This window comes from Actibacterium sp. MT2.3-13A, from assembly GCF_018139985.1.
Taxonomy (GTDB): Bacteria; Pseudomonadota; Alphaproteobacteria; order Rhodobacterales; family Rhodobacteraceae; genus JAGSOU01.
Genome location: NZ_JAGSOU010000016.1, coordinates 14,540 through 30,124, shown reverse-complemented (window position 1 = coordinate 30,124; position 15,585 = coordinate 14,540). Strand labels below are relative to the sequence as shown.

Here is a 15,585-nt window from a genome sequence, read left to right as displayed (position 1 = left end):
GGAAATCCACAGGGAGAATTTCCATGAAACCTGCATTTATCTCTTCGATTGCGCTGGCCGCCGCGGTGGCCTTTTCCGGCGCCGCCCGTGCCGAGGATTACGACCTCGAGGCGCTGCGCGCGGCCGCCGATAAATACCAGGACGTGAACGTGGCCCTGGCCGAGGGCTATATCCCCGACCCCTCGGGGGCCTGCGTGTCGGCCGCCGCCGAGGGGCTGCCGCCCGAATGGGGCGGGATGGGGATCCACTATATCCACCCCGCGATGCTGCAGATCACGGCCGGCGAGCCGCGCGTCGACGGCATGAGCACCCACACCGATTTCATGAAGCCCGCGATCCTGCTCTACGAGCCGCAGGCCGACGGGTCGCTGGTGCTGGTGGGAATCGAGAACCTGGTCTTCGAAGCGGCATGGCGCGGGATGGGCCATGACGGGCCGCCGATGCTGAACGGGCGGTCCTGGGACCATATGGCGGACATGCACGACACGCCGGGCGACGAGGCGCATGGCTTCATGCCGCATTACGACCAGCATGTCTGGCTCTACCGCGACAACCCCGCCGGGCCGCTGGAGCCGTTCAACCCGAACGTCACCTGCGAACACCACCGCGGTTAAGCGGCCGGGACCTGCGCGAAAGCGGCTTGCGCGGGGCAGGGGCACGCGGCATTGAAGGGGCATGAGCCCCTTCACCAGCTACATGGACGCCGCCCTCGACGAGGCCCGCGCCGCCGCCGAACGCGGCGAGGTGCCGGTGGGCGCGGTGGTCGTCGCGCCCTCCGGCCGGATCGTGGCCCGCGCGGGCAACCGCACGCGCGAATTGAGCGACCCGACCGCCCATGCCGAGATCCTGGCGCTGCGCGCGGCCTGTGCCGCGGCGGGCAGCGAGCGGCTGCCCGGCCATGACCTCTATGTCACGCTGGAGCCCTGCCCGATGTGCGCCTCCGCGATCAGCCAGGCGCGGATCGCGCGGCTCTATTACGGCGCGGCAGACCCGAAATCCGGCGGCGTGGCGCATGGCCCGAGGGTGTTCGAGCACCCGCAGAGCCATCATGTGCCCGAGGTCTATGACGGGATCGCCGCCGCCGAGGCCGAGCGGCTGCTGAAGATGTTCTTCGCCGACCGACGCTAGACGCCAGTGGTTTCCCGAGAGTTCCCGGCGAAATCCTTGCGCGGGATGTTGCGCCCCGCCGCCGGGCAGGGCGCGGGCGGCGTCACAGCCGGATCGGCTCCAGCACCTCGGGCTCGATCACGTCGACGCCGGGCAGGCTGTCCTTCAGCACCGCCGCCGATTGTTCGAGCAGCGGGAAGGTTCGGTAGTGGCAGGGGATGATGGTCTTGAAATCGAAGAAGGTCCTGGCCGCGTAGGCCGCGCGCTTCATGTCCATGGTGAAATGGCCGCCGGCGCAGAGGATGCCGATATCGGGCGCGTGCAGGTCGTTGAAGATCTTCATGTCCGACATCACGTCGGTGTCGCCCGAGAAATAGATCGTGTGGCCTTCGCCCGCGATGATGAACCCGGCCTCGCCGCCGGTATAGATCGGCTCATGCGCGCCGTTGACCGACGAGGAATGCAGCGCGTTCACCAGCGTCACCCGCACCTCGCCCAGCGCGATCGTGCCGCCCTTGTTGAAGCCGATGGTCTTGATCCCCTCACGCTCGGCCCACCAGCTCATCAGGTCGTAGATGCCCACCACCGGCACGCCCAGCTCATGCGCGAGGCCCACGGCGTCGCCGGAATGGTCGCTGTGGCCGTGGGAAACCAGGATATGGGTGGCGCCCTCGATCGCCTCGTCGCGGCGGGAATCGGGGAACATCGGGTTGCCGCTCATCCACGGGTCGACCAGCAGGATCTGGTCGGCGATTTCGATGCGAAAGCCGGAGTGGCCCAGCCATGTGATTTTCATCTCGATCTCCTATCTTGTGTTGCGGCAACCTTAGCAAAGCGAAAGGCCGCCGCCTATGGATTGGACACGCCCGGTTGACACTTATTGCGAGCGCCTCGGGCCCGGCTACTGGGCCGAGCCGGTGAACGCGTTGACCAATCTCGCCTTCCTGCTGGCGGCCTTCGTGCTGTGGCGTCGGCTGCGCGGCCAACGCCTGCCGCTGGGAAGGGCGATGGTGGCGGTTCTGGCCGCGATCGGGGTCGGGTCCTGGCTGTTCCACACCCATGCCACGGCCTGGGCGGGGCTGGCCGACGTGCTGCCGATCGCCGGTTTCATCCTGCTCTATCTCTATGCTGCCAACCGGCTTTTCTGGGGCTTGCGGCTCTGGCCCGCGCTGGCGCTGACGGCGCTGTTCTTACCCTATGCGGCGGCCGCGGTGCCGCTCTTTTCCCGGGTCCCGGGGCTGGGCTCCTCGGCGGGCTATGCGCCGGTGCCGCTGCTGATCCTGATCTACGCCGCGCTGCTGCGCCGCCGGGCGCCCGCCACGGCACGCGGGCTGGCCGCGGGGGCGGGCATCCTGATCGTCTCGCTTGCCTTCCGCACGCTGGACGGGCCGCTCTGCGCTCTCTGGCCGCCGGGCACGCATTTCCTGTGGCACGTCCTGAATGCGCTGATGCTGGGCTGGATGATCGAGACCTATCGCCGCCACATGCTTGCAGCGCCGCGCGCGCAGGGCTAAACCCGGTCCCGACATCCAGACGGAGACGGACATGTCCATTGACATCGATACCGCGCGGCGCGTGGCGCATCTGGCGCGCATCGCCGTGAAAGAAGACGACCTGCCGGCCCTGGCCGGAGAGCTTTCGAACATCCTGACCTTCATGGAGCAGCTCAACGAGGTGGATGTGGAAGGCGTGGAGCCCATGACCTCGGTCACGCCGATGCGGCTGAAGCGGCGCGAGGACGTGGTCACCGATGGCGGCTATCCCGAAAAGATCCTGTCCAATGCCCCCGACGCGCGCGAGGGCTTCTTCGCCGTGCCGAAAGTGGTGGAGTAAGCCATGAGCGATCTTAACAAACTCACTATCGCCGAGGCCCGCGACGCGCTGCGCAAGGGCGACACCACGTCGGTCGAACTGACCGAGGCCTGCCTCACGCAGATCGAAGGCGCGGGCGCGCTGGGCGCCTTCGTGCACAAGACCCCCGAGATCGCGCTGGAGCAGGCGCGTGCCGCCGACGCGCGCATCAAATCGGGCGACGCCCCCGCCATGTGCGGCATCCCGCTGGGCATCAAGGACCTGTTCTGCACCAAGGGCGTGCCCAGCCAGGCGGCCTCCGGCATCCTCGAGGGATTCAAGCCGGAATACGAATCGACCGTCACCCAGAACCTGTTCGACGCGGGCTCGGTGATGCTGGGCAAGCTGAACATGGACGAATTCGCCATGGGCTCGTCCAACGAGACCTCGGTCTACGGCAATGCCGTGAACCCGTGGAAGGTGGACGACCGCCAGCTCACCCCGGGCGGCAGCTCGGGCGGCTCGGCCGCGGCGGTGGCCGCCGACCTGTGCCTTGCCGCGACCGGCACCGACACCGGCGGCTCGATCCGCCAGCCCGCGGCCTTCACCGGCATCGTGGGATTGAAGCCCACCTACGGGCGCTGCTCGCGCTGGGGCGTGGTGGCCTTCGCCAGCTCGCTCGACCAGGCCGGCCCGATGACCAAGAGCGTGCGTGACGCCGCGATCATGCTGGGCGCGATGGCCGGGCACGACCCCAAGGATTCGACCTCGGCCGACCTGGCCGTGCCGGATTTCGAGGCGCTGCTGACCGGCGACATCAAGGGCAAGAAGATCGGCATCCCCGCGGAATACCGCATGGAGGGCATGCCCGCGGAGATCGAGAAGCTCTGGCACGACGGCGCCGAGATGCTGCGCGCCGCGGGCGCCGAGATCGTGGACATCTCGCTGCCCCACACCAAATACGCGCTGCCGGCCTATTATGTGATCGCCCCGGCCGAGGCATCCTCGAACCTCGCCCGCTATGACGGGGTTCGCTACGGCCACCGCGCCAAGCTGGCGCAGGGCGACGGCATCACCGAGATGTACGAGAAAACCCGCGCCGAGGGCTTCGGCCACGAGGTGCAGCGCCGGGTGATGATCGGGACCTATGTGCTGTCGGCGGGCTTCTACGACGCCTATTACAACCGCGCCCGCAAGGTGCGGGCCCTGATCAAGCGCGACTTCGACGAGGTCTTCGCGAAAGGCATCGACGCGATCCTGACCCCCGCCACCCCCTCGGCCGCCTTCGGCCTGGGCGAGATGGCCGAGGCCGATCCGGTGCAGATGTATCTCAACGACGTCTTTACCGTCACGGTGAACCTCGCCGGCCTTCCGGGCATCTCGGTCCCCGCGGGGTTGAGCGCCGAGGGCCTGCCGCTGGGTCTGCAGCTGATTGGCCGTCCCTGGGAAGAGGGCGATCTGCTGAACTCCGCCTATGCGCTGGAGCAGGCGGCGGGCTTTGTTTCCAAGCCGGAGAAATGGTGGTAACGTCTTTCGCCGAAGAGCGAAGAGCAGGGTTCATCATGATGCGGTATGGGTTTTCGGCGCTGGTTCTGGCGTCTCTCGCGGCGTGTTCCCCCGAGGTGCCGGATTCGGCGGCGGGGGTGGGGTTTGGCGATTACGCCACCTATCAGAGCGCGCGCGAGCAGCAGTTGCAGGGCGCGCCGGTCAGCGTGCAGCCGCTGGGCGCGGGCGCGCCGATGGCCACCGTGGCCTCGGACCTGCCCGACCTGCCCGCGGCCGAGGCGCAAGCCGGGATCGCCGGCACCGAGGATGCGGCGGCGCCAGAGGTGATTCCCGACAATCCCGGTCTCTCCGACGAGCAGGACTTCAAGGCCGTCGCCGCGCGCGAGACCATCGAAAGCGACCGCGAGCGTCTCGCAGCGCTGCGCCAGCAATACGAATTCATCGCGCCCACGGAGCTGCCCGAACGCGCCCCCTCCACCGGGCCGAACATCGTGGAATTCGCGCTGAACACCAGCAACCGGGTGGGGGAGCCGTTGTACCGCCGCTCGGGGTTGAAAATGATTTCCAGCCAGCGCGCCTGCGCCCGATACGCCTCGCCCGATCTGGCGCAGTTGGCGTTTCTGGAGGCCGGCGGCCCGCAACGCGACCGCAAGAACCTCGATCCCGATGGCGACGGCTTTGCCTGCGCCTGGGATCCCGCGCCGTTCCGCCTGGCCCGGCACTGAGGCCGCGTGACCGCGCAGATCTGTCCCTCGCCCAATTGCGGCCCCCGCCGCGGCGGGGCGCGGCCGGACATGGTCGTTGTGCACTACACCGCCATGTCCAGCGCCGAGGCCGCGCTTGAGCGGCTCTGCGATGCCGCGGCCGAGGTCTCGGCGCATTACCTGATCGCCGAGGACGGGCGGCTGTTCCGCATGGTCGATGAACGCCTGCGCGCCTGGCACGCGGGCGCGGGATGCTGGGGCGATGTGACCGATGTCAATTCCCGCTCCATCGGGATCGAGCTTGCCAACAGCGGCGCCGCGCCCTTTCCCGAACCGCAGATGGCCACGCTGGAGCGGCTGTTGCGGGAGATCCTGGCGCGCTGGTCGATCCCGCCCGAGCGGGTGATCGGCCATTCCGACATGGCGCCGGCGCGAAAGTCCGATCCTGGCCGCCGCTTCGACTGGCGCCGGCTGGCGCGGGCGGGGCTGTCGATCTGGCCCGCCGCGGCCGTCGCGGCCCCCGCGCCCGACGAGGCGGCCTTCCGCGCCGCGCTGCGGGCCTTCGGCTATGGCGGGACGCATCCGACCGATCTGCTGCTCGATGCGCTGCGCCAGCGCTTCCGCCCCTGGGCGGCCGGGCCGCTGGCGCCCGCGGACATGGCCGTGGCGCTGGACCTCGCGCGGCGCTTCCCCGTTGACCGGGGCGGCGCCAGTCCCTAGATACACAGCGCGTGCGGATGGCCGGGTGACCGCGGGGGCGACCTCGAGGAAAGTCCGGACTCCACGAAGCAACGGTGCCGGGTAACGCCCGGCCGGGGAAACCCGAGGGAAAGCGCCACAGAGAACAGACTGCCACCGCACAGGTCGGCTCGTCCGATACCGTCGGTGGTCAAGGTGAAACGGTGGGGTAAGAGCCCACCGCATGGCTGGCAACAGCCGTGGCACGGCAAGCCCCACCGGGAGCAATGCCGAATAGGGACCTCGCGGGGCGCAGACCCCAGGGCGGCTTCGGCCCAGAGGTTCGGGTAGGCAGCTGGAGCCCGTCAGCAATGGCGGGCGCAGAGGAATGGTCATCCAGGGAGGGCAACCTCCTGGACAGAATCCGGCTTACAGGCCATCCGCGCGCGAATTGCTGTTGACTCGGGGCCCGGGACCATTAAAAGGCGGGCTTCAAGGATTTTCACGGGCGGCATGTGCGGCCCGCGCGACGGAGAAGAACCATGGCGAAGCCGACCACCATCAAGATCCGCCTGAACTCGACCGCGGGCACCGGGCATTTCTATGTGACCAAGAAAAACGCCCGCACCATGACCGAGAAGATGACCGTGCGCAAATACGACCCCGTCGTGCGCCAGCATGTCGAGTACAAGGAAGGCAAGATCAAGTAAGCCACGCGCTTGCTGATCCCGTGACAAGGGCCGCGCCGAGAGCGCGGCCTTTTTCGTTTGTCGGATTGCGGCGCCTTCGGCGCCACTTCTTTTTTTGCGCCGCGCCTTCGGCGCGCCGCGGTGCGAGTATTTGAACCAAGAAGAAGCCCCGACCCTTCTTCTTGGTTCAAATACTCAAAAAGAAAAGGGCCGGCGCTGGGCCGGCCCTCTCGGTTCGGGATGTTCCGCGCGTCACTCGCGATTGCCGAGGAAGTTCAGCAGGAACATGAACAGGTTGATGAAGTCGAGATAGAGGTTGAGCGCCCCCATGATCGCCGACTTGCCCAGCCATTCGCTGTCCATCGCCTGGGCGTGCTGGAGGTAGTCGGTCTTGATGCGCTGGGTGTCATAGGCGGTGAGCGCGGCGAAGATCAGGACGCCCAGCACCGAGATCGCGAACATGATCGCGGGGGAGCCGAGGAAGATGTTCACGATCGAGGCGACGACGAGGCCGATCACGCCCATGATCAGGAACGAGCCCCAGCCCGAGATGTCCTTCTTGGTCGTGTAACCCCAGAGCGACAGCCCGGCAAAGGAGATCGAGGTGACCAGGAAGGTTTGCGCGATCGACAGATCGGTGAAGGCCTTGAAGATCCACGCCATGGACAGACCCATGGCCGCGGCGAAGGCGTAGAAGAACAGCTGTGCGCCGGCGGCCGACAGCCGGTTGATCGCGGCGCCGAAGCCGAAGACCATGATCAGCGGCAGGAACATCGCGATCCAGCCGAGGATGTTCGGCGACAGCGTCACCGGGTCGCGGAAGATGCCGAGCAGCGCGTCGCTGGAGCCGATCGCCCAGGCCACGCCGGCGGTCACCAGCAGGCCCACCGACATGGTGCCGTAGACCTTGTTCATGTGGGCGCGGAGCCCCTCGTCAATCTGCGCGGTCTGCACGCCGGCCTGGGTCGCGCGGATCGTGTTGTAGTCAGCCATTGAAGCCTCCGAGTTGAAACCTGTGGCGCGGTCGCGTTGGAACACGCCGCACTTGCCGCTGAATATCGGCAAGGGGTGGCGCGTTTTCAAGGTTTCCGCGTTCGATTTCCAGCGATTGCGGCGCGGCTATGCGGCGGTTTCCGCGGCCGGCGGCGGGGCTTGACGCGGGTCGGCGGGCGGTCCGGGCGTTTCAGGGCATTGTCACCACGACCTTGCCGGTGGATTTGCGGTTGCGCAGCAGTTCCAGCGCCTCGGCCGCGCGGTCCAGCGGCAGGCTGTGGCTGACATGGGGGTGCAGCTTACCCTCCGCATACCAGCTGAACAGCCGCGCCATGGATCTGGTCAGAACCTCGGCGCGGAATTCCAGGTAGCCGCCCCAGTAGAGGCCCAGGACGGACAGATTCTTGACCAGCAGGTGGTTGGCCGGGATCTCGGGCACGTCGCCGCTGGCAAAGCCGATGACCAGAAGGCGCGCCTCGGGGTTGCAGGCGCGGAAGGCGGCGGTGAACGTCTCGCCGCCGATGGTTTCGTAGACGACATCGGCGCCGCCCAGCGCCTTGACCTCTTCGCGCAGGTCCTGGGTCTGGCTGTCGATCAGGTGGTCGGCCCCGGCCTGCCGCGCCGCCGCGAGCTTTTCGGGGCCGCGGGCGCAGGCGATCACGCGGGCGCCCATCAGCCTGCCGATCTCGACCGCCGTCATCCCGACGCCGCCGGCCGCGCCGGTGACCAGCAGGGTCTCGCCGGCCTGCAACCGGGCCTTGTGCTCCAGCGCGACGTGGCTGGTGCCATAGGCGACCTGGAAGGCGGCGGCATCCTCGAAGCTCATGGAATCGGGCAGGGGCACGCAGCGCCCGGCTGGGAAACAGCCGTATTCGGCGAGCCCGCCGGACCCGGCGAAGACGGCGACGCGCTGGCCCACCAGCGCCGCGTCGGTGCCGGGGCCCGCGGCCTCGACCGTGCCGGCCAGTTCCATGCCCAGGGTCACCGGCAAGGGCGGGCGCTCCTGGTAGCGGCCCTCGATCATCAGGAGATCGGCGAAATTCAGGCCGCAGGCGGCGATGCGGACCAGGACCTCGCCTTGCGCGGGTTCGGGAATGTCGCACTCGACCAGGCCGGGCGGATCGCCGTAGTGTTTGATTTTCAGCGCGCGCATCCGGTCCTCCCACCTGTTCCGGCAGGGCGAGGTTACCCAGTCGGCCGAGGGTTGGCCACAGGAAGCTGATGCAAAACGCACAAGCATAGGGCGAGTGACTTTTGCATTTTGCATCGCAAAACGCAAAAACAGAATCCGCGGCCCGCTGACGTGCCCTTCGTCGGGGTCGTTTGGTTGCGCGGGCGATCAATCTCCGCCCTCGATGGATAATCTATCCATAAATATCAAATGGTTGGTGTGAAATGGAGCATTTTTCGAAAAGTCATGACGTATTTGGCACGGAAATTGCTTAATTAAGGGCAAAACAGGAGTGCAGTTATGAAACATCCCGTTGACGTCCATGTCGGCAAGCGCATCCGCCACCGTCGCTGGATGGTGGGCATGACCCAGCAGCAGCTTGCCGAGCGCGTGGGCATCAAGTTCCAGCAGATCCAGAAATACGAGACCGGCATGAACCGCGTCAGCGCCTCCCGCCTGTGGGACATCGCCGACGCGCTGGAGGTGCCGGTGAGCTTCTTCTTCGAGGGGCTGGACCAGAAAAGGCAGAAGCCCGAGGTCGCGGGCGCCGTTCCCGCCGACATCCTGTCGGACAAGGAGGCGCTGGAGTTGGTCCGCTCCTATTACTCGATCCCGGAAACTCAGCGCCGCCGCCTGTTCGAACTGGCCCGCGTGCTCAGCGACGCGAGCTGACCCCGCGGGTTGACCTGCGGCGGGCAAGGCTCTACCGCCGCTGCGGGGGCCTTTTCACGCCCCCGCAGCCGGAGCCGCACATGCCTGACCAGAACCGCGACGCGTTGATCGCCACCGCCCATGCCCTGGCCGATGCCGCCCGGGTGGAGACGTTGCGCCATTTCCGCGACGGCGATCTCGGGATCGCCAACAAGGCCGAGGCGGGTTTCGACCCGGTGACCGTGGCCGACCACGCCGCCGAAGAGGCGATGCGCGCCATCCTGGCCGAGCGCCGCCCCGAGGATGGAATCCATGGCGAGGAGCTGGGCCAAATCGCGGGGACAAGCGGCCTGACCTGGGTGATCGACCCGATCGACGGAACCCGCGCCTATCTGTCGGGCGCGCCGACCTGGGGGGTGCTGATCGCCCTGTCGGACGCGACCGGTCCGCGCCTGGGCATCATCGACCAGCCCTATATCGGCGAGCGCTTCATCGGGGGCCTCGGCGAGGCGCGGCTCGACGGGCCGCATGGTTCGCGCCCGCTGAAGACCCGCACCACCGCGACGCTGGATCAGGCGGTGCTGTTCACCACCTTCCCAGAGGTCGGCACGGCCGAAGAGGGCCGCGCCTTTCACGAGCTGGCCGGTCATGTGCGACTGACCCGCTACGGCATGGATTGCTACGCCTATGCGCTGCTGGCGCTGGGCCAGATCGAGCTGGTGGTCGAGGCCGGGCTCAACCCCTATGACATCCACGCCCCCATCGCGGTGATCGAGGCCGCGGGCGGGATCGTGACCGACTGGCAGGGCGGCTCGGCCGCGGATGGCGGCCGGGTGCTGGCCGCGGCCAATGCCGAGATCCACGCTGCCGCTCTGGAAATCCTTTCTCGCGCAGAGGCTTAGGCCATGCGCCACACGCTGATCCGTGGCGCCGAGATGATCGTCACCATGGATGACGCGCGGCGCGAACTGGCCGGCGCCGACCTGCGGCTGCGCGGCGGGCAGGTGGCCGAGATCGGCCCGGGGCTGGAGCCGAACGGCGCCGAGATCGTCGAGGCCGCGGGGTGCATCGTGACGCCGGGGCTGGTGAACACCCATCACCATCTCTACCAGACGCTGACCCGCGCCGTGCCGGGCGGGCAGGACGCGCTGCTCTTCGGTTGGCTCAAGACGCTCTACCCCATCTGGGGCCGGTTCGGGCCCGAGGAGATGCGCGTCTCGGCGCTGGTGGGGCTGGCGGAGCTGGCGCTGTCGGGCTGCACGCTCAGCTCGGACCACCTGTATCTGTTTCCAAACGGCGCGCGGCTGGACGACACCATCGCCGCGGCGGGAGAGATCGGGCTGCGCTTCCACCCCACCCGCGGCGCGATGAGCATCGGCGAGAGCGCGGGCGGCCTGCCGCCCGACGTGCTGGTGGAGCGCGAGGCGGCCATCCTGGACGACTGCATCCGCGTCATCGACGCCTTCCACGATCCCCACCCCGGCGCGATGGTGCGGGTGGGCGTGGCGCCCTGTTCGCCCTTCTCGGTCAGCCGCGAGCTGATGCGCGACGCGGCGGTTCTGGCGCGCGACAAGGGGGTGATGCTGCACACCCACCTGGCGGAAAATGATGAAGACATCGCTTACAGCGAGGCGCAATTCGGCTGCCGCCCCGGCCAATATGCCGAGGATCTGGGCTGGACGGGCGCGGATGTCTGGCATGCCCATTGCGTCAAGCTGGACGGGCAGGAGATCGATCTCTTTGCCAGAACCGGGACGGGGGTGGCGCATTGCCCGTGCTCGAACTGCCGGCTGGGGTCAGGCGTGGCGCCGGTGCGGCAGATGCGGGATGCGGGCGTGAAGGTGGGGCTGGGCGTGGACGGCTCGGCCAGCAACGACGCCGGCAACCTGGTGGCCGAGGCGCGGCAGGCGATGCTGTTGCAGCGGGTGGTAAGCGGGGCCGACGCGATGAGCGCGCGCGAGGCGCTGGAGATCGCAACGCGGGGCGGGGCGCAGGTCCTGGGGCGCGACGATTGCGGGCAAATTTCCCCGGGGAAACGGGCGGATATCGCGATCTGGGACGTCTCGGGCATCGAGGCCGCGGGGAGTTGGGACAAGGCTGCGCTGCTGCTGGCGGGGCCGACCCGGGTGCGTGACCTGTTCGTCGAGGGGCGGCAGGTGGTGAAGGGCGGTCAGATGATGACGATCGACCTGCCGCGGGTCATCGAGGTGCAGAACCGGATGGCGCGGGCGCTGGCTTGACCTGCCGGGGCTCGGCGCGCTGAGGGCGATACGACCTGCATATGAATTCCACATGACCCGGGTATGAACGGCGGGTGGAAGCGCGCGGTTAAGGAATTCCGCCCCGGGCGCTTGCGTTCCGGCCCGCGCCCACCCGTCGGGGCCGGAGTGGGCCTCGGTGGCTACGTCGCCAGTTTCCCGTTCACCCAGACCGCCTGCACCGCGCGGTCGTCGCCCATCATGATGGTGGGGAACAGCGCCTCCCAGAAATCCTCCGCCCGGTCGGCACGCTGGGCGATGGCGGGGGTGGAGGCCAGGTCGAGCACCACCAGGTCGGCCTCCAGCCCCGGTTTCAGATTGCCGATCCTGTCCTCCAGTTGCAGCGCGCGCGCCGAGCCTTCGGTCGCCAGCCAGTAGAGTTCGGCCGGGTGCAGGGCGCGGTGGCGCAGCTGGGCGATCTCATAGGCTGCGGCCATGGTGCGCAGCATCGAGAAGGACGAGCCGCCACCGGTGTCGGTGGCAAGGCCAATCCGCTGCCCCTCGTCCACCAGCCCCTCCATGTCGAAGAGGCCGGAGCCGATGAAGGTGTTCGAGGTCGGGCAGTGGATCAGCGACGCCCCGCTTTCCTTCAGCACCCGCCGTTCGCGCCCCGTCAGGTGGATCGCGTGGCCGAACAGCGCGCCGGGGCCCAGCAGGCCGTAGCGTTCGTAGGTGTCGAGGTAGTCGCGTGCCTCGGGGAAGAGGTCGTGCACCCATTCGACCTCATCCACCTGCTCGCTCAGATGGGTCTGCATCCGGCAGGTCGGATGCTCGGCCCAGAGCGCGCCCATCGCCTCCAGTTGCTCCGGCGTCGACGTGGGCGAAAAGCGCGGGGAGATGACATAGGTCAGCCGGTCGTGGCCGTTCCAGCGTTTCAGCAGCGCGAGGCTGTCGTCATAGGCGGAGCGCGGCGTGTCGCGCAGGCCGTCGGGTGCGTTGCGGTCCATGCAGGTCTTGCCCGCCAGCGCGCGCAGGCCCCGCCGCTGCGCCTCGGCGAAATAGGCGTCCACGCTTTCGGGGTGGATGGTGCAGAAGCTGCAGGCGGTGGTGGTGCCGTTGGTCAGCGTCAGGTCGAAATAGCGCGCGGCGATCCCGGCGGCATAGGCAGGGTCGGCGAAGCGCATCTCCTCTGGGAAGGTGTAGCTGTTCAGCCAGTCGATCAGCCGCTTGCCCCAGCTGGCGATGATTGCGGTCTGGGGGTAATGGGCATGCGCGTCGATGAAGCCCGCGGTGATCAGCCCCTCTCCGTAATCGGTGACGGGCACGTCGGGGTGGCGCGCGCGCAGCGCCGCCGCCGGGCCGGTCTCAGCAATCTTGCCGCCCTCGACAAGCACTGCGCCGCGGTGCTCATGCCGCGCGGCCGAAAGCCCCTCGGCGAAGGGGTCGGCGGTGAAGGCCAGGGTCTGGCCGAGCAGAAGATGCGGTTGGCTCATGGCGCTCCTCGGATCGCTCGCGTCCGAAGCCTAGGCGGCGGGCGCGTGCGCGACAATCGCCGATCTTGCCCTGTCGCCGGGAAAATGGTTTCGCTATGCTGCGGCAAAACCCCGGGGGGCAGAGCATGACCGACGACCTGATCAGCGAGGCCGCCGAGCCGGCAGAGACCACTTACGGGCTGGGCAACCGCACCGTGGACGCGATCCGAATGGCCGTCGCCGCGGGCGATACGGAGCGGCTGGGCGAACTCCTCGAACCGCTGCACGCCGCCGACATCGCCGACCTTCTGGAGCAGGTGGACAGCCATTTCCGGCGCGAGATCCTGTTTCTCGGCGCGCGCTTCTTCGACGGTGACATCCTGTCGGAACTGGACGAGGGCCTGCGCGAGGAAGTGATCTCCTTCCTGCCGCGCGAGGTGCTGGCCGAGGCCGTGCGCGACCTCGAATCGGACGACGTCGTCGATCTGGTCGAGGATCTGGAGGAGCCGCAGCAGACGGCGATCCTGGAGGCGCTGGAGGATGCCGACCGGGTCGCGGTGGAGCAGTCGCTGGCCTACCCGGAATTCTCCGCCGGCCGCCTGATGCAGCGCGAGGTGGTCACCGCGCCCGAGCACTGGAGCGTGGGCGAGGCGATCGACCATATCCGCGAATACAAGGCCGAGATGCCGGACCAGTTCTACCATGTGATCGTGGTCGACCCGAGGATGAAGCCGGTGGGATATGTCACGCTGGGCAAGATCCTGTCGACCTCGCGCGCGGTGCCGCTGCGCGAGGTGTTCGAGGACAGTTTCCGCACCATCTGCGTCACCGAGCGCGAGTCCGACGTCGCCTATGTGTTCAACCAGTATCACCTGATCTCGGCCCCGGTGGTCGACGAGGACGGCCGCCTGGTCGGCGTGATCACCATCGACGACGCCATGACCGTCCTCGACGAGGAGCACGAGGAGGACATCCTGCGCCTGGCCGGCGTGGGCGAAAGCTCGCTCTCCGACAGGGTGATCGAGACCACCCGCCAGCGCCTGCCCTGGCTGGGGGTGAACCTGGTCACCGCGATCCTGGCGTCGCTGGTGATCGCGCAGTTCGAGGACACGATCACCCAGTTCGTCGCGCTGGCGGTCCTGATGCCGATCGTGGCCTCGATGGGCGGCAATGCCGGCACCCAGAGCCTGACCGTGGCGGTGCGCGCCATCGCCACCAAGGACCTCACGGGATCGAACGTGTGGCGGGTCGTCCGGCGCGAGGCGCTGGTGGGGCTCGCCAACGGGCTGGTCTTCGCCACGGTGATGGGGGTCGTCGGGCTGGTCTGGTTCGGCACGCCGGCGCTGGGCGGCGTGATCGCCGCGGCGATGGTGATCAACCTGGTGATCGCGGGGCTGGCGGGGATCCTGATCCCGGTGGGGCTGGACAAGATGGGCATCGACCCGGCGCTGGCCTCGGGCGCCTTCGTGACCACGGTGACCGACGTGGTGGGCTTCTTCGCCTTCCTCGGGCTCGCGGGGGCGGTGCTGCTGTGAGCCGCGCGGCCGAGCCGAAGGCGGCGGCGCGGCGCGCCGCGCGCGCCCGGCGGCGCGCCGCGCATGACCCCGACCGGGCCGCCCGGGCCGCCGCGCGACTGCTGGAGGAGTTGCGCCCCCATGCCGGCGCCGTGATCGCGGGCTACATGCCGATCCGCACCGAGGCCGACCCGCTGTCCGCGATGGCGGCGATGGCGCGCGAGGCCACGCTCTGCGTGCCGGTCATCCAGGGCGAGGGGCTGCCGCTGATCTTCCGCGAATGGCACCCCGGCTGCGCCATGATCGACGGTCCCTTCGGCGCGCTGGTGCCCGCTGAGGGCGCGTTCGTGGAACCCGACGTTCTGATCGTGCCGCTGCTGGCCTTCGACCGGCTGGGTGCGCGGCTGGGCTATGGCGGGGGGTTCTACGACCGCACGCTGGCGGCGCTGCGCGCCCGCCGCCCGGTCCTGGCCATCGGCTTCGCCTATGCCGGGCAGGAGGCCGGAACCCTGCCCACCGAGCCCACCGACCAGCCGCTCGACCGGATCGTGACGGAGGAGGGCGTGCTGCGCTTCGGCTGAGCCGCCCGCCGAATTGCGCGCCTGCGGCGCAAGGCTCTTGTCTCGCACCCGGCCTGCGGCCGGATGCTCGGGGTGCCTCCGGCGGGGATACTTGGGGCCAGAAGACCCCTGGGACTTTCTTCTTGGCGAAAATACTCCGGGGTTTGGGGCGGAGCCCCAATGGCCGGTTGATGCGGCGCACTGCTTTCGCTGATGTTCGATTTTTCGCAGGGAAAGCAATGGTGCCGCAGGGGAGGATTGAACTCCCGACCTCACCCTTACCAAGGGTGCGCTCTACCACTGAGCTACTGCGGCCTGGCGTGGGGGGCTGATTAGACGCATTCGGCGGGGGACGCAAGCGCTATCTGGACGGTTTTTTGCATCCGCGATAGAGAAGGGCCATGAAGGACAAACCCAGTCGCCCCAAAGCCCCCGGCCGCAAGCCGGGCGACAGCCGCGAAGACCGGCTGAAAGCGGCGCTGAAGGCCAATCTGGCCCGGCGCAAGGCGCAGGCCCGCGCGCGCAAGCCCGCCGCCGACGACAAATAAGCA

General features: G+C 68.3%; 18 protein-coding genes, 1 tRNA gene and 1 other RNA gene. 15 read left to right on the top strand and 5 right to left on the bottom strand.

Features of this window, described 5'->3' with window-relative positions:
• The first annotated feature begins 23 nt into the window (after positions 1-23).
• Positions 24-614: a hypothetical protein gene (locus tag KCI33_RS13985; protein ID WP_249139068.1), complete on the top strand. Its 591-nt coding sequence runs from the start codon at positions 24-26 to the stop codon at positions 612-614.
• Between the two features lie 61 nt (positions 615-675).
• Positions 676-1,128 carry a nucleoside deaminase gene (locus tag KCI33_RS13980; protein WP_249139067.1) on the top strand — a complete coding sequence of 151 codons (453 nt, stop codon included), beginning with the start codon at positions 676-678 and terminating at the stop codon, positions 1,126-1,128.
• Positions 1,129-1,210: 82 nt separating this feature from the next.
• Here the strand turns inward: KCI33_RS13980 and KCI33_RS13975 are convergent, their stop codons facing one another.
• Positions 1,211-1,903 carry a metal-dependent hydrolase gene (locus KCI33_RS13975; protein WP_212525415.1) on the bottom strand — a complete coding sequence of 231 codons (693 nt, stop codon included), beginning with the start codon at positions 1,901-1,903 and terminating at the stop codon, positions 1,211-1,213.
• Between the two features lie 55 nt (positions 1,904-1,958).
• Here KCI33_RS13975 and KCI33_RS13970 point away from each other — a divergent pair, with 55 nt between their 5' ends.
• The 7 genes from KCI33_RS13970 (at position 1,959) to rpmG (ending at position 6,496) form a co-directional block, all read left to right on the top strand.
• A complete protein-coding gene (locus tag KCI33_RS13970) occupies positions 1,959-2,621 on the top strand; it encodes a ceramidase domain-containing protein (protein WP_212525414.1) in 663 nt (220 codons plus the stop codon).
• A gap of 31 nt (positions 2,622-2,652) precedes the next feature.
• Positions 2,653-2,940, top strand: a complete 288-nt coding sequence (gene gatC, locus KCI33_RS13965; RefSeq protein WP_212525413.1) for an Asp-tRNA(Asn)/Glu-tRNA(Gln) amidotransferase subunit GatC — start codon at positions 2,653-2,655, stop codon at positions 2,938-2,940.
• A 3-nt stretch (positions 2,941-2,943) separates the two neighbouring features.
• Positions 2,944-4,425, top strand: coding sequence for an Asp-tRNA(Asn)/Glu-tRNA(Gln) amidotransferase subunit GatA (gene gatA / locus KCI33_RS13960; protein ID WP_212525412.1), 1,482 nt, complete (start codon positions 2,944-2,946; stop codon positions 4,423-4,425).
• A gap of 35 nt (positions 4,426-4,460) precedes the next feature.
• Positions 4,461-5,129 carry a hypothetical protein gene (locus tag KCI33_RS13955; RefSeq protein ID WP_349252211.1) on the top strand — a complete coding sequence of 223 codons (669 nt, stop codon included), beginning with the start codon at positions 4,461-4,463 and terminating at the stop codon, positions 5,127-5,129.
• A 69-nt stretch (positions 5,130-5,198) separates the two neighbouring features.
• Positions 5,199-5,828: an N-acetylmuramoyl-L-alanine amidase gene (locus KCI33_RS13950; protein ID WP_212525411.1), complete on the top strand. Its 630-nt coding sequence runs from the start codon at positions 5,199-5,201 to the stop codon at positions 5,826-5,828.
• 13 nt (positions 5,829-5,841) lie between these two features.
• Positions 5,842-6,234, top strand: an RNA gene (gene rnpB / locus KCI33_RS13945) — RNase P RNA component class A.
• A gap of 94 nt (positions 6,235-6,328) precedes the next feature.
• On the top strand, positions 6,329-6,496 hold the full coding sequence (gene rpmG / locus KCI33_RS13940; protein WP_022707377.1) for a 50S ribosomal protein L33: 168 nt from the start codon (positions 6,329-6,331) through the stop codon (positions 6,494-6,496).
• 231 nt (positions 6,497-6,727) lie between these two features.
• Here rpmG and KCI33_RS13935 read toward each other — a convergent pair whose 3' ends face one another.
• Both KCI33_RS13935 and KCI33_RS13930 read right to left on the bottom strand, forming a co-directional pair.
• Entirely contained in the window at positions 6,728-7,468 is a 741-nt protein-coding gene (locus tag KCI33_RS13935; protein WP_212525410.1) for a Bax inhibitor-1/YccA family protein, read from the bottom strand.
• Positions 7,469-7,658: 190 nt separating this feature from the next.
• Positions 7,659-8,621, bottom strand: coding sequence for an NADPH:quinone oxidoreductase family protein (locus tag KCI33_RS13930; protein ID WP_212525409.1), 963 nt, complete (start codon positions 8,619-8,621; stop codon positions 7,659-7,661).
• Positions 8,622-8,939: 318 nt separating this feature from the next.
• Between KCI33_RS13930 and KCI33_RS13925 the strand changes: the two genes are divergently transcribed.
• The 3 genes from KCI33_RS13925 (at position 8,940) to KCI33_RS13915 (ending at position 11,530) form a co-directional block, all read left to right on the top strand.
• The gene (locus KCI33_RS13925; RefSeq protein WP_212525408.1) at positions 8,940-9,311 is read left to right on the top strand and encodes a helix-turn-helix transcriptional regulator; all 372 of its coding nucleotides are present in this window, start codon (positions 8,940-8,942) and stop codon (positions 9,309-9,311) included.
• An 80-nt stretch (positions 9,312-9,391) separates the two neighbouring features.
• Positions 9,392-10,192 carry a histidinol-phosphatase gene (gene hisN / locus KCI33_RS13920; RefSeq protein ID WP_212525407.1) on the top strand — a complete coding sequence of 267 codons (801 nt, stop codon included), beginning with the start codon at positions 9,392-9,394 and terminating at the stop codon, positions 10,190-10,192.
• 3 nt (positions 10,193-10,195) lie between these two features.
• A complete protein-coding gene (locus KCI33_RS13915; protein WP_212525406.1) occupies positions 10,196-11,530 on the top strand; it encodes an 8-oxoguanine deaminase in 1,335 nt (444 codons plus the stop codon).
• Between the two features lie 161 nt (positions 11,531-11,691).
• Here KCI33_RS13915 and guaD read toward each other — a convergent pair whose 3' ends face one another.
• A complete protein-coding gene (gene guaD, locus KCI33_RS13910) occupies positions 11,692-12,981 on the bottom strand; it encodes a guanine deaminase (protein ID WP_212525405.1) in 1,290 nt (429 codons plus the stop codon).
• Positions 12,982-13,106: 125 nt separating this feature from the next.
• Between guaD and mgtE the strand changes: the two genes are divergently transcribed.
• Both mgtE and KCI33_RS13900 read left to right on the top strand, forming a co-directional pair.
• Positions 13,107-14,495, top strand: a complete 1,389-nt coding sequence (gene mgtE / locus KCI33_RS13905; RefSeq protein ID WP_212525404.1) for a magnesium transporter — start codon at positions 13,107-13,109, stop codon at positions 14,493-14,495.
• On the top strand, positions 14,492-15,055 hold the full coding sequence (locus KCI33_RS13900) for a 5-formyltetrahydrofolate cyclo-ligase (protein WP_212525403.1): 564 nt from the start codon (positions 14,492-14,494) through the stop codon (positions 15,053-15,055). The genes mgtE and KCI33_RS13900 overlap by 4 nt, the downstream gene beginning before the upstream one ends.
• 219 nt (positions 15,056-15,274) lie before the next feature.
• Here KCI33_RS13900 and KCI33_RS13895 read toward each other — a convergent pair.
• A tRNA-Thr gene (locus KCI33_RS13895) sits at positions 15,275-15,349 on the bottom strand.
• 86 nt (positions 15,350-15,435) lie between these two features.
• Between KCI33_RS13895 and KCI33_RS13890 the strand changes: the two genes are divergently transcribed.
• Entirely contained in the window at positions 15,436-15,582 is a 147-nt protein-coding gene (locus KCI33_RS13890) for a hypothetical protein (RefSeq protein WP_212525402.1), read from the top strand.
• Positions 15,583-15,585: the final 3 nt, after the last annotated feature.

Coding starts and splice junctions, on each gene's coding strand:
- KCI33_RS13930 (WP_212525409.1), bottom strand. CDS start 8,621: ATGCGCGCGCTGAAAATCAAACACTACGGCGATCCGCCCGGCCTGGTC.
- guaD (WP_212525405.1), bottom strand. CDS start 12,981: ATGAGCCAACCGCATCTTCTGCTCGGCCAGACCCTGGCCTTCACCGCC.
- KCI33_RS13955 (WP_349252211.1), top strand. CDS start 4,461: ATGATGCGGTATGGGTTTTCGGCGCTGGTTCTGGCGTCTCTCGCGGCG.
- hisN (WP_212525407.1), top strand. CDS start 9,392: ATGCCTGACCAGAACCGCGACGCGTTGATCGCCACCGCCCATGCCCTG.
- rpmG (WP_022707377.1), top strand. CDS start 6,329: ATGGCGAAGCCGACCACCATCAAGATCCGCCTGAACTCGACCGCGGGC.
- KCI33_RS13925 (WP_212525408.1), top strand. CDS start 8,940: ATGAAACATCCCGTTGACGTCCATGTCGGCAAGCGCATCCGCCACCGT.
- KCI33_RS13975 (WP_212525415.1), bottom strand. CDS start 1,903: ATGAAAATCACATGGCTGGGCCACTCCGGCTTTCGCATCGAAATCGCC.
- KCI33_RS13890 (WP_212525402.1), top strand. CDS start 15,436: ATGAAGGACAAACCCAGTCGCCCCAAAGCCCCCGGCCGCAAGCCGGGC.
- KCI33_RS13980 (WP_249139067.1), top strand. CDS start 676: ATGAGCCCCTTCACCAGCTACATGGACGCCGCCCTCGACGAGGCCCGC.
- KCI33_RS13935 (WP_212525410.1), bottom strand. CDS start 7,468: ATGGCTGACTACAACACGATCCGCGCGACCCAGGCCGGCGTGCAGACC.
- KCI33_RS13985 (WP_249139068.1), top strand. CDS start 24: ATGAAACCTGCATTTATCTCTTCGATTGCGCTGGCCGCCGCGGTGGCC.
- gatA (WP_212525412.1), top strand. CDS start 2,944: ATGAGCGATCTTAACAAACTCACTATCGCCGAGGCCCGCGACGCGCTG.
- KCI33_RS13950 (WP_212525411.1), top strand. CDS start 5,199: ATGGTCGTTGTGCACTACACCGCCATGTCCAGCGCCGAGGCCGCGCTT.
- KCI33_RS13970 (WP_212525414.1), top strand. CDS start 1,959: ATGGATTGGACACGCCCGGTTGACACTTATTGCGAGCGCCTCGGGCCC.
- gatC (WP_212525413.1), top strand. CDS start 2,653: ATGTCCATTGACATCGATACCGCGCGGCGCGTGGCGCATCTGGCGCGC.
- KCI33_RS13915 (WP_212525406.1), top strand. CDS start 10,196: ATGCGCCACACGCTGATCCGTGGCGCCGAGATGATCGTCACCATGGAT.
- mgtE (WP_212525404.1), top strand. CDS start 13,107: ATGACCGACGACCTGATCAGCGAGGCCGCCGAGCCGGCAGAGACCACT.